Source organism: Methanomethylovorans sp. (assembly GCF_041305605.1).
Taxonomy (GTDB): domain Archaea; phylum Halobacteriota; class Methanosarcinia; order Methanosarcinales; family Methanosarcinaceae; genus Methanomethylovorans.
The window spans coordinates 1-16,405 of record NZ_JBFYLB010000059.1; the positions used below are offsets into that span (position 1 = coordinate 1).

A 16,405-nucleotide genomic window follows, 5' to 3' on the forward strand; every position below is an offset into this window, starting at 1 on the left:
CCCCAGGTTATAACTGTAAATGCTTTATGTTCTCCATCACGCTGGAATATCTCCATACCTTCCGACTCATGGATTAGCCTGTAGTTCTTTCCCATGGAGAGGATGTGCTCTCCTATAGGCAAAAGTTTGCCATCTTTCAGGATAAGGTGTTCGTATATACAGTAATTACCCTGTGGTGCCTCTGCCATCTCCTGCACACCTTCCGTAAAAGCCTGCATCAGCAATTCCAGAAGATTCACTCCTGATGAATGATAAACAGCTGTAGGTGTCTGACTGGGGAACCTCGCATCTATTTCCAGCACTTTCAGTCCCCGGGGGCTGTCTATTGCCTCTACGTCCATGATACCTTTGAGGTTAAGATTGCGGGCAAGTTCATAGCTAATTCTCCTTAATTCGGGATTGTGTCCTATGGGTGTCACCATATGACAGTCGTAGGTATCATCGATATGAACCTTTGTTTCCTTCACCACTGCAAAATGTTCTCCATCTCCTACAACTTCAAGAGATAACACGTCTCCTTCCACATATTCCTCTATCAGCATGGTGGGATTAAGACCTTTCAGGCCTTCGTCGTCATAGATTATGGCTGTGCCTATGCTGCTGCTCATGCAGGAGGGTTTTATGAAATACGGGGGATGGGTGGGTTTATCAGCAGGAGTTGGGATACCTATGGATCTGAAATATTCCTTAGATGTATTCTTATCTCTGCTTATCCTGTATGCATCAAAATCAAAGAGCAACGGGCATTGAAGTTTGCCCTTTATAGTCTCAAGGTAATCGATGGTATCGAAGTTTTCGTTGACAGGAATCATGGCATCTACAGTTGCTGAGATCTCTATGAGTCTCTCAGGCTCTTCCATGATGTCAAAACAGTGGAATTTATCCACTAGATCTTTTATAAATGCATTTTCATTCCTGTCTACCAATACCACTCCCATACCTGCTTTCCTGGCATGGTATGCTGCCTCGAAGCCTTGCAGCTTACCTCCGATCAAACATATTTGTTTCATGCCACCACTCCCAATATCTTGTTGAAATCTGACTGTGCAGCTGGCTCCATACCCATACTCCTAAGCTTTCCGATCACACTCTTAGGGTCTCTCTTTCTTTCTTCATGTTTGCGATCATAATTTGCCACTCCTTCAAGGGAAGAGTCAGAGGGGATTATGGATGTAACCACATTAGCACCTGCATTAAGGCGGTATACCATGCCTTCAATGCCCTCCACGTCCAAAGATGCCGGTATCAGCTTGTCAGGGAACATCAGCCTTAACACTGATATTATCTTGAGTTCTGACAAGTTGGATTCCTGTACTGTTTTCTCCAGGGGTGTCCCTTCCTGAGGAATGAAGGTCATCACCCGGACCATCTGAGGATTGTCTTTTGCCATACCCTTCAGAGAAATTATGGTGGATTCGATATCATTACCCACACCTGTGAGCAATCCGTCCTCAACACAGTAACCTATCTTCTGAGCGAATTCACGGGCATGGATGCGGTCTGAGAAGGATTGTCCAACTCTCAGTTTCTTATAGAGTTCTTTATCGTAAGTCTCCTGGTACAGGGCAAGGAAGTTAGCTCCATGTCCACGAAGCATTTCCAGTGTCTTATCATCCATCACACCTGGTGAAACCATGATTGGTAGACCAAGTTCCTCCTTAACAATATCTATGACCTCGGTGAATCTGGAGGGTTCTTCATGGAAATAAGGATCTTCTCCCATAGTGAGGTCCACCATGTGGATCTGCTCTCCTTTAAGCTGCCTGCATATATTGCGGATATCTTCAAGTTCTAGTCTGTACCTGTTAATCTTGTTCATTGAGTTGTAGTAGCAGAATGCACATCTGTTCTTACAGTGTGTGGAAAAGTAGACAAAACTGTACAAAAACACTTTGTTTCCAAAGTAGTTGTCTCTCACTTTCCTTGCAACATAATGAAGCTTTTCAAGTTCCATACTATCATTGATCAAAAGCACTTCCCGAAGGTCATCATCAGAGAGCTGCATACCATCTATGATCTTTTGTGCATATGTATCAAGGTCATTTTTGTCCATACTATTAAACATTAAGATCACCTCATAGGTTCGTACTTATGCCATTGTAGTAATTTTCACAACGAGCTGCCCTTTTAATGGTCTTGAAACTGTGCATGACCTTAAGCAGCCTTTCCAGTCCAAATCCGGCTCCCATCCAGGGTTTGTTTATACCCCAATCTATGTCCTGAGGGATGGGACCTACAACTGCAGAAGAAAGTTCCATATCTTTGTGGAGTACATCTATAGTTTCTCCGTATACCATGCAGTTGTCAGAGACGATCTCATGTTCTATGTTCAGGAAGTCAAGAAAATCCTGAATTAGAAGTATCAGGTTTTCTCGGGTACATTTTGAGCCCATCTGACAGAAGTTGAGCATTGTGAACTCTTCAAGGTGACTTTTACCGTCAGATTCCTTCCTGTAACAGGGTCCTATCTCGAATATGCGTATAGGATCAGGAAGAACGTTATCAAACTTGTATAGGTAATTGTAAAGGCCAGGTGCAAGCATGGGACGAAGGCACATGCTTTCATCCACACGGAATATCTGCTGGGAAAGTTTTGTATCTTCACCTACTCCCATTCTTTCCATATACTCAAAGGGTATCAGAATAGGTGATTTGATCTCCATGAAACCCCTTTCCACGAAGAATTCAGTGATCTGGCGCTCCAATTTTCCGAGAAGGTTTTCCCTGCTATCCTCATACACTTTACGCAGATCATCTTTTCTTTTGTTTATCAGTGTGACTTCAAGTTCCTGGAATGAACGCTTCTCCTTTGAGAAGGATATCATCTCGTCCGGCCCGAGGAGCGAGACTATCCTGTCCTTCTGGCTCTGGGTGAAACCTACCTCTTTTGTTTTTGTGTTGGATGCACTGGGTTTTTTTGAAATATTTATATTTTTCCCTTGATCTTTCTTTTCAGTGTCTTTCTGAGCCTGTATTAAAGGAGATTTTTCAGGCTGAACTCTGGAGATAGATGGAACAGAGACCACCGGTCTCTCAACTTGAACAGGAGTAGACATATTTACAGAAGTTGGAATTTCTGTGACTCTTACATGCTTTGTTCTACTTTCCCTGGATGTCTTTTGCAAAAATTCATTTATCTTCATGTCAGAAATACGACAGTGTTTACAGGGTTTTTTGAACTTCCTAAGCCTCAGAGACCTTGCTGAGCGGCTAGACCTCGAGTTCCTTATGTCAAAAGTCTCTCCACAATCAGTAACTATATGAACAAAACGTTGAGATATATTCAAATCCCGTATGTTATGCAGCAATCCGGTTCTCGATACCCACATATCGGTATCATTAAGTAAGGATTCCAGTAACTTTTTTTTCACGCTTTCAGCTCCTATTGTACGCTACGACCTTTCAAGGACCTTCTATAAGCCCATATACTGCAATGTCCAGTTGTTCTCATTCTTCAATGTCATTTTACTTCACCTTCTTTTTGGATAGGGATTCACTTTCCAGTCTTTCAAACTACCATATATATTTATCGCTAGGAGAAAGCAATATTTATAATTTGCTGTGAGAAAGTACAGGTGAATAATGCTAACAACGTAGAACTGCAAAAGGGAAAAATCAGCAACTAAAGAAATTAAAATGGCGGAAACCCCGGGAATTTAACCCGGCTGAACGGATTTAGAGTCCATTTGATCAACCTGATCCGGTTTCCATTTGGTAAAAGTAATGAATCAAACTATTATTTATATTTTGCGCTTATGAGAATTCTATCAAAAATAAGAGAAGTAGATTACGATCTATTATTAATCCTTAGGCTTCCCACTCCCATAAACACAAGTTTAGTTTCTATGGGGATAGGGCTTCCTTCATGCAGCGTTATATCTTCTCTGGACATGTCTATTTTTACATCGTTCCAGTCCATGTCTGCTTCTCTCATATAGTCCATGATCAGGCTCTCGCCCATGTTCTCAGCATATTTAAGAGCTTCTCCATGAGTGGTAAATTCCTCAAATCCTCCAGGTGTAAAAACAAGGAAAACTCTTTGTTTGTTCCTGTAAACGGCTTTAATAAGAACTTCTATTCGCTTGACACCCTGACCTACTAATGCGCCTACAGCGTTACCCACTTCGGCAAAAGGTGGCAGTATTATCTCTGCATCAATGATATTCTGCATCTGTTCCACGTATGCCTTCACAGGTCCCCCAAGCAGTACAACAGGTACGGAGAGCCTGAATTTAGAGAAGAACTCCCCCCTTAGTATTTTTTCGATCTCTTTTCCGTCAACTCCTTTGAGCATATAGGACATAAGGTTCAAGGCCATGTTGTATGCAACTTCTTTCTTTATGTGCTCAGCAAGTTCCTCCTCGCTCATTTGCACAAGTCTTGACATAATAGTTGCACCTATAAGTGAGGCTTCTTTGTCCCACTCATTATATTCACCCAATACATGCAGAGCATCGGTGGGTGTGAACCCAATGGCTTGCACAAGCCTTTTCTGTATAAGGTAGTCAAGATGCTCTACTGAAACAGGACGACCAAATTTCCAATAAATATCGCTTATGCATACTGGTTCTCTGCCTATCGTATTGAGTATCTCCTGCTCATAGGGGCTTATCCTTATGGGTTCTTTTCCTGTACGTACAAAGAACTTTGTCGGTTGCACATTTTCTCCCAGCTCCACTCGTGCAGGGGTGCGTCCCATCTTCAATGTTTCCTTAAAACCAGGATACTGTACAGCAGCCACACACAAAGGTATCACTCTACGTGGTCCGATATTTATCTTCCTGTTCTTTATCCATACATGACTATCTCCTCCCATAGCAGAAGTTTCCATCCGGATAGCTTTTACTTTCGTATTCCAGCCACCAACTTTAGCACCTTCCTCGCAAAGTTCGGGTAGCCCTTTATACAACAGGGAAACATCAGTGCTCGTACCGCCCACATCTACCACTGCGCATGTATCTCTATCGGACAGGAAAGAAGCTCCTACAAGGCTTGCTGCAGGTCCTGTAAAAATAGACTCTATAGGTCGCTGGATGGCTTCTTTGATGTTTATTAACGAACCATCACATTTCAGCATCATGAGCTTTGCGTTGATGCCTCTTCTCTCGATGTCAGAGATGATCGCATTGATGAACTGGGTGGCTATGGGTATTAGCTGAGCGTTAAGATAGGCTGTCACACCTCTGTCATAGGCTCCCAAGTCCTGGGACAATTCATGCCCGCACACTACAGGCATTCCTGTAGCTTTTACAATATAGTCCTTTATCTGCAGTTCATGTTCCGGGTTACGCACACTGAAGTATGAAGAAACTGCAAAGGCAGATACGTTTTCCTTTACCCTGTTTACAAACTCTTTTACAGTTTCCATATCAAGAACAGCTGCTTCAGCTCCGGTAGCAGTATGTCCCCCTCTGACCATGATATATTCTTCTACAGATGTTTCTTCGGGCACTAGATAATTACCCACAAGGATTAGACCCACTGGATAGCCCGTTTTCTCAAGTATTGTATTAGTTGCAAGAGTCGTGGAAACTGAGACAAGCTTTATATCTGTCAGGTATTTAGGATCCAGGCCATCAATAGCGTTTTCTATACCAGTGAGCAGTTCAGGATAAGTAGTAAGAGCTTTGTGTGAAGCCACAACTTTCCTGTCAGAGTTCCTTATGATAACCGCATCAGTGTAAGTACCACCAGCATCAATACCAAGACTATATTGCATTTTTTCCCTCTTTAACACTTTTAAATAAACGTTGATATATTCAAATGCACATTAAATTTCTTACTTGCCTTTTACTCCCCTACACCAAGGAACTCCAGCCTTGTTTCCAGAGGTGTGGTACCTTCTTCCACACTTATGTCCTTGCGGCTTATGTTTATCTTGACTGCACTACCGTCCAGACCAGACGATGACATATAATCCATTACAAGTTCAGATCCGATCTTCTCTGCATGTTGCAAAGCTTCTGTGTATGATGAGAACTCTGTTCTTCCACCCGGGTAAAAAACAATATAAGATTCAGGTTTCAGGTTGTATTTTGATTCGGTAAGGGAGGCTTTTATGAGCACCTCCAGTCTTTTGATACCTTTACCAACCAGTGCTCCTACTGCATTTCCAACGTCAGCATATTCCGGAACAACGATAATAGATTCAAAATATTTACCAAGATCGGCCTTGTAGGCTACTACTGGTCCTCCCAGCAATACCACCGGCATTTTAACCTTGATACCTGCAAAGAATTTTCCATTTATTATCTTTCTAATTTCTTCCTTATCCACACCATCCAGCAAAAAAGCAGCCAGATTCAGGGCTATATTGCTTGCCACTTGTTCCTTTACCTTGGAACATAGTTCTAACTTTTCTATGCCTGTAAACCTGGATAACACTTCAGCGCCTATATGTGCTGCCTCCACATCCCACTGTTCATATTCTCCCATAACATGGAGGGCATCAGTAGGTGTAAAGCCTATAGTTTTTACCAGCCTTTTCTGGATCAGCGTGTTCATGGTCATAGGACTTGGCATCCGATTCTCGTTCCAGTAGATGTCACTTACTGTATAGGGCCTGTCACTGAGACGCTCAAACAAGTCCTTTTCCTCGGAGTTCAGTTCATCTGGTATTTTACCACTTTTCATGAAGAACTTTGTCGGCTGTATATTTTCTCCGATCTGATTTCGTAGGATATTTTGGTCCATCTTCAGTTTTTCCTTAATCTCTGGATACTTCATCGCTGCAAGGCATAACGGTATGACCCTGCGCGGCCCAACATGTATCTCATGATTAAGTATCCATACGTGGCTATCTCCTCCGATAGCTGAAGTTTCCATCTTGAGGGCCTTGACCTTTGTCTGCCACTTGCCCACCACTGCTCCTAAATTCGAGATTTCGGGAAGACCTTCATGTATCATAGAAACGTCAGTGCTTGTTCCACCTACATCAACTACCACACAGCTTTCAAAACCTGAAAGATGAGAAGCACCCAGTAAACTAGCTGCAGGACCTGAAAAAATAGATTCGATGGGTTTTTTAAGTGCTTCCTCGATACTCACCATAGATCCGTCGCATTTGAGCATCATTAGTTTTGCTTGAATGTTCCTCTTTTTGATTTCTGAAGTCACAGCCTGCATAAATTGGCTAGTGATAGGTATCAACTGTGCATTCAGATAGGCCGTCACACCTCTATCATAGACTCCTAGGTCTTGAGCCAGTTCATGTCCACATACAACTGGCAGGCATGTAAGTCTCACAACACTTTCCTTTACCCGTAACTCATGCTCAGGATTACGGACACTGAAATATGAAGATACGGCAAAAGCTGAAACCTTGTTCTTTACTTCCAGAATAAAGTGCTCTACAGCCAGGATGTCCAGAGGTTCAACTTCGTTACCGGCACTGTTGTGTCCTCCTCTTACTTGTATACTACACTTTATTTTCTGATCGACGGGTATACCCGCTTTTCCAACCAGTATAAGACCTACCGGATAACCCGTATTTTCAAGAATTGTGTTTGTTGCAAGGGTTGTTGAAACGGAGACTAACCTTACATTAGAAAGGAACTTTTGATCAAGGCCATCCAAAGAATCACGTATTCCAAGGATCAGGTCAGGGTATGTTGTCAATGCTTTGTTTGCCTGTAAGACCTTACCATCATCACTGTTAAGAAGAACCGCATCAGTATATGTCCCTCCGGCATCTATTCCCAGGCTATATCTCATTACAGTCTACCCTCTTTTTTTCTTATTGAATCCTTTGCTCTTTGATAGGACTGTTCTGAAATCCTGACCGTGCCTTCAATATCGACTATTCGGAAATCAAAAGATTTTGCAAACTCTTCTACCTTTGTACCAAAGCTCTTCTCATAATCAAGTCCTGTGTTGATCTTACCCACTTTTGTGTAGCCTGCATAGTCGAAAACTATCTTGGTCATTGCTGTATTATCAGGATTATTTGTAAGGCGAGCTATCACTGCCATTTCTTTCCAGAAAGCTGCTCCCATCGGTGTCAGGAAATACATACCTTCACCACCAGCTCCTTTCAGGACTGCAAGATATGGCTTTCTTCCACCAAGAGAAGCGCCTATACAGTCATCAATGATCTCACCGTCTTCTTCTCTCAGGATGTGTACCGGGCAAGAAAGGTGTGCAAAGTCCCTGTTTATATTACCCAGAACATTCCCGCACAACCCATATAATATAAGGATCGAATCAGCATATTCTGACATGAGGCCAACTTGTTCGTACACGTTTTCTTTCAATAACTGAGGAGATGCATCCAAGGAAAAACCAAGAATATTCAGAAGAATATAATAGTCTTCATCCTGTTCATAATGCACGATATTTTTTACTTCATCCGGTGAACAGACTGTATAATGGATTTTATTCTCAGATAATTTACTGAGAATGCCTACAGCATCAGGGCTATCTAAAATGAACACTCCACTAATTTGGGCATCGTTTCTAATAAGATGCACAATTTCATCCTCAAAGATCCTGCAGGCAATCATACACATAAAAGTCATCGAGAGTCTCCATAGACATTATCTGGCGGGTTAACTAATTCTGTTGGTTTTTCGCTAATAAAAATCATACCCAACATATAGTATATATATTTTTCTCATGGGACTAATCTAATAAAACGCTAGTACATGATTTTTCATGCCCCTTGCAACAAAGGGACAAGTTTAATATTTATATTTTTTGATTACCCGCTCAAGAGAACATATAGTTTGTAAAGCGAGGAAAATTGCTAATGCTTTGTTTTTCATTTGTGCTTGAACTATCCATTCCTGAGTTAAGACAAAAATGATTTTATATATCTAATTTTTCCGTAAATGGATATCTTTATATATGTAGTTTTTAGTTTCTTAGGTTGATAGCAGGAACTATTCACATTTTCATAAAGTAGAGAATTTCCAATCCTCGGAGGTAGTTAGAATTTCCAAAAGTACAACAGTTTCTGATGAATATTCAAAGAAGCGTGCTGAGTATTATCTCCCGAAGGACACTGACACTCTAAAAAAACTCGAAGCACTATACAAAGTGAGTCCAGTAATCTCTTTTATGTGGAAGGTTGATGAAAGGTGGCCTGTTGAATGGGTTTCGGAGAATATCAGTCAATTCGGATACACCTCTGAAGAATTAATGTCTGGAAAGCTTGATTATGCTGATATTGTTCATCCTGAGGATTATGGAAAGATTAACTCAGAAGTCAAAAAACTCTTAAAGAAGGGCAATACTTCTTACTTTACTCTCGTCTACAGGATACTTACCAAATATGGTGAAGTAAGATATGTAACTGAAAGATCTCTAATAAAGAGGGACAATGATGGAAATATTTCCCGTTACCAGGGTATAATCATTGACAATACTGAAAAAGAGAAAGCAGAACATACTTTGAAAGATGTGGAAAGTAAATACCGTATCATCTTTGAACGCGCTCCCCTGGGTATTCTTTGTTTCGATGAGAACAGCACAATTATTAACTGTAATAGCGTCTGTTCAAAAATCATAGCTGAGCCAAAAAGTAAGATCTCGGGTCTTAATATACTTAAATATGTAGAAGAAGGACCTTTGAAAGCTGCTATAGATCTTGTTTTTTTGGGTGAGTCCGGTCATTTCGAAGGCGAATATATTTCTCCCACGGGAAAGAAATCTGTTATAAAAGCAGAATTTTCTCCTATAATGTCCGAAGATGGTTACTTGATAGGAGGGCTTGGGCTTATCCAGGATATAAGTGAGCTTCAAGGAACTGAAGAAAGAATACACCTAAATGAAGCACGTCTGGAGGCACTTCTTGAACTGCATCAGAGGGGAAATTCCTCTGTTTCAGAGATTGCTGAATTTGCTATAGAAAAGGCTGTGAAACTAACCCATAGCCAAATAGGTTACCTTGGTCTGCTGAAAGAGAATGAAAATAATCTTGAAATGTATGCATGGCCCATACAAAAAACAAATCATGAGAAAAAGACATGGACATCTCCTGTAAATTCTGCAGGTATGTGGGGGGAAGCAATAAGGGAAAGGGAACCTATAGTAAACAATCATTTCTCAGGTCCTGGTCTTATCAAGGGAATCAAATCTGATATAGATATCAAGATTGGTCGCTATATTAACATACCAGTGATGGATGGAGATCAGGTAATCGCTGTTGCTGCCGTAGCTAATAAGTTTGAGGAATATGATAGTTCAGATGTCAGGCAATTAACTCTGCTTTTTGATGGAATGTGGAAGCTCATACAGCGCAAGCTTGCCGACGAGGAACTCATGGAGACCCGTAGGATACTTAAGGTTCTGGAATCTGTGATAAACGACAGTCCTGCAGTTGTCTTTATGTGGAGCCCTGAAGAAGATTGGCCAGTAGAATTTGTTTCAAAGAACATCGAACGTTTTGGCTATTCGGTAGAGGATTTCCTATCAGGCAAAATGATATATGGGGATATTATTCATCCGGCAGACCTTGAGAAAGTGCGTACAGAGGTTGCTAGATGCTATAAAGAAGGATATTCTGATTTCAGCCAAGAGTACAGGATTCTTACCAAGTCGGGTGAAGTCAGATGGGTCGACGAAAGAACGCTTATCCACCATGACAAGCATGGAGAAATCGATTTTCTCCAAGGTATTATAGTTGATATCACTGAACGCAAGCAGGCAACTAATTTTGTTCAAGTGGAATCAGATTTTGATAATGTCCTGTCTTCGGGCGACAATATGCAGGATATGTTTGAAAAAATACTTGACTTTGCTCTCCAGATCAAAGCTGTAGACTGTGGAGCTATATATTTAGTGGATGGTTCAAAAGGTGATTTTGAACTCATGGCTTACCGTGGTCTGTCTGAAAAGTTTGCGGATAGTATGAGCCATTTTGGCCCCAACACTATTCAGGCAAGGCTTTTTACTACCGGCTATCCTGTATACAAATATTTTTCGGAGATTAGTGCCATGATCAAGGAAGATCTTGATTATGAAGGTTTGCAGGCAATGGGTTTCATTCCAGTGCACTACACCGAGAAACTTATTGCTGCAATGATACTTGGTTCTCACAAAGAACTGGAGATACCTGCAAATTCCAGAAATGTTATTGATACCATTGCAAACCAATTAGGTATGATCATCACCCGTTTCAGAGAAGGCACTCTGGTTAGGAAAGAACAGAATGGGCTTCAAGATCTTTTCGAGACTATGGACGATTTGATATTCATCATGGATATGGGTGGCTTGATTGTCCATACGAATCATGCTTTGCAGAAATACTTAAAGTACTCCAAAAAAGATTTATCTAAGATGGATTTTTTAGAGCTTTTCCCTCCGGGTAAGGAAGAAGAGGTGCTTGAGAGTATTGATATCGAGGGTTTGATTTCAGGTAGTTCTTCAAGATGCTATGTGCCTCTTATGAGTAAAGATCGTAATTTCTTGTCCGCAGATACCAAGTTTTTTATTGGGAAGTGGAGTGGACGAGAGGCCTTGATAGGTGTAGCCAGATTATCAACGAATGAGCCATGAATTAGGGTTCTGTCAAATTTCGGATGTTGTCAACGAAAATACAATTATCTATATATGAGTGCTTCTCGCGCGAACTGCTTTCACAGCAACATCTATAATTATTTATGGATTACAGGGCTTTTAACAAGTCTCCTCTGTGTGGGTAGAATAAACAACATCTGTAGACACTATTTCTTTTGAATTGACTCTCTTCTCATCTTTTCTACAACTATTAACATAATTAAAAGGCAAAACTTATTTATAGCCGTTCAATTCCAGCAAATTGTTTGACTTACATAATAATTACCTAAAAGGATAATAACTGTCTTATCTATCTTTTTTAATGTAGCCTTTATTGCTTTTTTACTCCGGTATCTTTAAATAATATGTTTTTCGGGTATGCAGCCAAAAACTATAAATAGTATTGCCAATCGAAGAATATATATATAAGATAAAGTAAGGCTTAAGTAATAATCAATGCAAGCCAGAAACCTGTAGTCAAATACAATATTCAAAGTTGGCATGCGTGACTAAAGTAAGGAGGAAAGAATATGGTAAACCACTATTATCCAGGCAGGGATATTCTGGACGGTGTGAAGTTGGAACTGTTCTCTGAAGAAGATCTCAGAGCACTTCACTACGCCACAATGGATGTTTTGATGAACCCCGGTGTTCAGGTATCAGACGCTGAAGCGAGGAATGTTTTCAAACAAGCTGGCTGTCAGGTAGATGAGAAAACCAAGATCGTCAAGATTCCTGAATATGTTGTTAACAGGGCACTTCTGGACTGTCCATCCAGGTTCACTCTATATGGCCGTGACCCTAAGAAAAAAGTAGTACAGGAACACAAAGGTAAGGTCCACTGGACATGTTTCGGTACTGGTGTCAAGATGTGCAATTACAAGGCACCTGGACAGTACGAGACAGTAGACTCCACTGAGGCCGATGTTGCAGCAACTGCAAAGCTTGTGGACTGGGCAGAGAACATAGATTATTACTCACTTGCAGTTTCTGCCAGGGATTGGGCAGGCAAGGGTATGCAGGATGTTCACGAAACTTTGACCCCACTCATGAACACCTCAAAGCACTTCCACCACATCGACCCTGTCGGTGAACACGTAGAATACTACAGAGATATTGTGAAGGCATACTACGGTGGAGACGAGGAAGAAGCACGCAAGAAGCCTATATTCTCAATGTTGCTCTGTCCAACCAGCCCATTGGAACTTAGTGTCAATGCATGTCAGGTCATCATGAAGGGTGCACGTTTCGGTATTCCTGTTAACGTACTGAGCATGGCAATGTCCGGTGGTTCATCTCCGGTCCACCTCGCGGGTACACTGGTCACTCACAACGCAGAGGTACTTTCAGGCATTGTATTGGCTCAACTCACTCAGCCAGGTGCATCAGTCTGGTACGGCAGTTCTACAACTACATTCGACCTTAAAAAGGGCACAGCACCAGTAGGCTCCCCTGAACTCGGGCTTATCAGTGCTGCAGTAGCAAAACTGGGACAGAAGTACGGTCTACCCACATACGTAGCCGGTTCGTAGTCTGATTCCAAGATACCAGACGGTCAGGCAGGTCACGAGAAGACCATGACAACGTTGTTGCCAGCCTTGGCCGGTGCAAACACCTTGTATGGTGCAGGTATGCTTGAGCTTGGTATGACCTTCTCTATGGAACAGCTTGTCTTTGACAATGATATGATTTCCATGACAAAGAAGGCCATGCAAGGAATTCCAGTATCTGAGGAGACGCTTGCGGTGGAAGCTATCCAGCAGGTAGGGATTGGAAATAACTTCCTTGCACACAAGACCACAAGGAAGAACATCGATCTCCCGTCCAACCCAATGCTGATCAACAGGCTGATGTATGGAGATTGGAAGGCAGCAGGTTCAAAAGACCTGGCAACAGTGGCCCATGAAAAGGTAGTCGATGTCATGAAGAACCACGAAGTTGCACCAATAGATGCAGATCTTCTCAAGGACATGAAGGCCATCGTAGATAGGGCAGACAAGGCATTCAGGGAAGGCTTGTGATTTCATAAAAAATTTAAATGGAGGATTATCAATGGCAACAAAAGCAGAAATTATTGCAAAAGCAAAGGCAGCAATCCTTGACTTTGATGAAGAAGCAGCCGAGGAAGTAGCTAATGAGGCCCTTAAGGCAGGGGTCAATCCTGCAGAGCTCATCCAAGATGGGTTCACTGCCGCGATGACAGAAGTAGGTGACCAGTTTGAAGCAGGTACATTGTTCCTGCCACACGTAATTGCAGCTTCCGAAGCAATGAGTGTTGGCGTTAAAGTGCTGACACCTGCACTGGAAAAAATGGGAGGAGAGGCAGAAAGCAGGGGTAAGGTCCTGATATGCACTATCGAGGGTGACATCCACTCCATAGGCAAGGACATTGTAGCTACAATGCTCAAAATAGCAGGCTTTAAGGTCATAGACCTCGGCAGAGATGTCGCTATCAAAGAGATTGTCAGTAAAGCCTCTGAGTTAAAGCCAGACGTTGTGGCAACTTCAGCCCTGATGACTACCACTATGGTCAACCAGATCCAGGTCGAGGAGCAGCTCAAAGAGTCAGGACTACGTTCTGGGATCAAGACAATGGTCGGTGGCGCACCCGTGACACAGGCTTGGGCTGATAAAATCGGTGCAAACATATACGCTGAAAATGCAGCAGATGCAGTAACGAAGCTTAAAGCTTTGTTCTAACCCTGAAAATCGGGGTCTAAATCCAAATGGGGTGTCCTCTCCAATACACCCCAACTCCTTCAATTAATGGGTGATTGAAGGATATCTTGGTGTTTAAAGGGGAAGCATATTTAAGTTATTCCTTTGGTCACATGGCCAGGGGCCATTCTAAAGGTTGTTATGCCTGTTTTCAGGCAAGTTCAGCGGGTAAATATCCTGCCAGTAAAAAAGGAGGTACTTGAATTGGATTTGCAAGCTTTAAGAAAACTCGAACATCAAAGACGAGTGAGATATGGATACATGTGGGCTCTTTTCTGTGCTGTACTCTGGGGCCTGTGGTATCTTCCCGGTACAGTTGTATGGGTGCTCAATCCTTTCGATGAAATGTATGGTGAAATCGCAGCTGGAAGCGGCGATTCAATGGCTCTGATTGTAACTGCAGTATTGATCACGGCTTTCAATGCTCTGACTGTTATACTTGCACTTATGGTATGGAATGGTGTCCTTGGTAAGTTCGGTGAGATGAAAAGGACTTTAAAGGAATTCAAACCCTGTTCAAAATGGTTCTTTTTGGCCTCTATATTTGGTGGACCTATAGCTATTCTAGGTTCGTTCATTGCAATGGGCTTCGTAGGTGGCGCTTTTGCAGCTGTTGCAGCTTTGATGTATCCTGTAGTGGGTTCCATACTCGCATCTCAGTGGTACGGTGAAAAGATCAGTAAGCGGGCAGCAACTGGAATCTTCTTTATCATCGTTGGTGGTTTCGTAATCTTTGGTGGAGGATTGCTTTCGGAACTAGGTAGCGGTAACGTTCCCTGGATAGGATATATTGGCGGCTTGATGGCAGCAGTCGGCTGGGGTATTGAAGGTGCTATAGCCGGAAAAGGTCTGGATATTGCAGAACCGGATGTTGGACTTACCTTACGTTTCCTGGGAGAAAATATCATCTGGTGGATAATTGCGGTACCACTCTTGGCTATTGCCGGATTCCCAATGGTAAAATACGCTCTGCTTGCATTTGAACCACTCACAATGATGGTACTTATATTTGCGGGCATAACATTCGGTTTTTGCTATGTTACCTGGTACAAATCGTTCCCACTCATAGGAGTTGGAAGAGGACAGGGTATAGGAAACCTCTACGGACTTTTCGCTGTGCTCTTTATAATCCTATTCTTCGGGGATATTCCTTCATGGACTCTGTTGTTAGGAGGTGCATTCTGTCTTGCAGGCAGTTTCACTATGTTCTCTGAAGATACCAGTAGTCTCGAATCTCTCAGAGGTGACTGAAATGGCCGGGAACCGTCCGATCAAGTTCAGAATATTGGAATTATTCAGTGATGATCAACCCCACTGGAATTATGAGATCGTACAGAAAATACAGAAGGAATACAACCACATGGGTGGCTTCCAAAGAGATTCAATAAACTTTGATATCATCGAGCTGGCTTCAGGAGGTATGCTAAAAGGTATCGAAAGCAAGGTAGATGATGAAGGGATCTATAAGAAGGGTTTCCTTCTGCATAAGTACGTAATCACAGACTTCGGAAAGGTCAGGGCATCTAATGTATGTCTTGTATATGTTTGAGGAGGAGTGAAAATGGTACAAACCGCAGCCGCAATGGAAGCATACAACGGATACTGGGTAAACTCATATCTTCCTTCTGCAGAAATTCTGTGGATGGTAGTGATCTTGATAGTAGCTCTTGTAGCTTTATGGCAAGCTAGGACGTTCGTATCAAAATTCTAAAATAAAATCAGATTTGTCGTACATGAAGGCTACGGGTCTATCATCATTAACGTGATATTAGACCTGTGATGGCTTTCATTTTTTATTTATGGTAGTCCAAATCTATATGGAATTCCATAGCAAAAATATAAGTAATAGTGTACTACGAGTCTGTGTTAAAGTTTATGTACTGCTATTAATTGCAGTATATATAGATTATGCAAGGAGGCTCCCTCTCTCCTATTATAAGAACAAAAGAGGGAATAAACATTCAGTAAGAGGTATAAAAATGAGCAAAGAAGAGATGTTCAAGGAACTCTCAGATGCGATCATCTCCTGTAAAAAGGATGTAGTGATCGCTGCTGTGAACAAGGCAAAAAGCCAGGGAATCGCACCTGCTGAGATCATTGAGAAAGGTCTTGCAGCAGGTATGAACGAAGTTGGAGTGATGTTCGAGAGAGGCAAGCTGTTCTTACCTCATGTTATGATGGCAGCAGGTGC

Annotated in this window: 12 protein-coding genes and 1 pseudogene; 7 read left to right on the forward strand and 6 right to left on the reverse strand. The window is 42.0% G+C overall.

Going from position 1 to position 16,405, the window contains the following annotated elements; genetic code table 11:
* The 6 genes from pylC to ACCM36_RS03835 all read right to left on the reverse strand — a co-directional run.
* On the reverse strand, positions 1-1,010 hold a 1,010-nt coding region (pylC, locus tag ACCM36_RS03810; protein ID WP_370572407.1), incomplete at its 3' end, for a 3-methylornithine--L-lysine ligase PylC.
* Positions 1,007-2,065, reverse strand: coding sequence for a methylornithine synthase PylB (gene pylB, locus ACCM36_RS03815; protein WP_370572408.1), 1,059 nt, complete (start codon positions 2,063-2,065; stop codon positions 1,007-1,009). The genes pylB and pylC, both read right to left, overlap by 4 nt.
* Positions 2,066-2,075: 10 nt before the next feature.
* Positions 2,076-3,371, reverse strand: coding sequence for a pyrrolysine--tRNA(Pyl) ligase (gene pylS / locus ACCM36_RS03820; protein ID WP_370572409.1), 1,296 nt, complete (start codon positions 3,369-3,371; stop codon positions 2,076-2,078).
* Positions 3,372-3,787: 416 nt separating this feature from the next.
* On the reverse strand, positions 3,788-5,719 hold the full coding sequence (locus tag ACCM36_RS03825) for a hydantoinase/oxoprolinase family protein (protein ID WP_370572410.1): 1,932 nt from the start codon (positions 5,717-5,719) through the stop codon (positions 3,788-3,790).
* 71 nt (positions 5,720-5,790) lie between these two features.
* On the reverse strand, positions 5,791-7,713 hold the full coding sequence (locus ACCM36_RS03830; RefSeq protein WP_370572411.1) for a hydantoinase/oxoprolinase family protein: 1,923 nt from the start codon (positions 7,711-7,713) through the stop codon (positions 5,791-5,793).
* Positions 7,713-8,516, reverse strand: coding sequence for a DUF1638 domain-containing protein (locus ACCM36_RS03835; RefSeq protein WP_370572413.1), 804 nt, complete (start codon positions 8,514-8,516; stop codon positions 7,713-7,715). Before ACCM36_RS03835 ends, ACCM36_RS03830 begins: the two co-directional genes overlap by 1 nt.
* A gap of 541 nt (positions 8,517-9,057) precedes the next feature.
* Here ACCM36_RS03835 and ACCM36_RS03840 point away from each other — a divergent pair.
* From ACCM36_RS03840 to ACCM36_RS03870, 7 genes and pseudogenes are all read left to right on the forward strand, one after another.
* Entirely contained in the window at positions 9,058-11,496 is a 2,439-nt protein-coding gene (locus tag ACCM36_RS03840; protein WP_370572414.1) for a PAS domain S-box protein, read from the forward strand.
* Between the two features lie 530 nt (positions 11,497-12,026).
* Positions 12,027-13,517 (forward strand): annotated as a pseudogene (gene mttB / locus ACCM36_RS03845) ([trimethylamine--corrinoid protein] Co-methyltransferase).
* Positions 13,518-13,548: 31 nt separating this feature from the next.
* The gene (locus tag ACCM36_RS03850) at positions 13,549-14,196 is read left to right on the forward strand and encodes a methyltransferase cognate corrinoid protein (protein ID WP_370572415.1); all 648 of its coding nucleotides are present in this window, start codon (positions 13,549-13,551) and stop codon (positions 14,194-14,196) included.
* Between the two features lie 222 nt (positions 14,197-14,418).
* A complete protein-coding gene (locus tag ACCM36_RS03855; RefSeq protein ID WP_370572416.1) occupies positions 14,419-15,465 on the forward strand; it encodes a hypothetical protein in 1,047 nt (348 codons plus the stop codon).
* A gap of 1 nt (position 15,466) precedes the next feature.
* Complete coding sequence (locus tag ACCM36_RS03860) at positions 15,467-15,763, forward strand: hypothetical protein (RefSeq protein ID WP_370572418.1); 297 nt, start codon at positions 15,467-15,469, stop codon at positions 15,761-15,763.
* Positions 15,764-15,775: 12 nt separating this feature from the next.
* Positions 15,776-15,925, forward strand: a complete 150-nt coding sequence (locus ACCM36_RS03865; RefSeq protein ID WP_370572419.1) for a hypothetical protein — start codon at positions 15,776-15,778, stop codon at positions 15,923-15,925.
* A gap of 268 nt (positions 15,926-16,193) precedes the next feature.
* A partial coding sequence (locus ACCM36_RS03870; protein ID WP_370572420.1) for a B12-binding domain-containing protein occupies positions 16,194-16,405 on the forward strand: 212 nt, incomplete at its 3' end.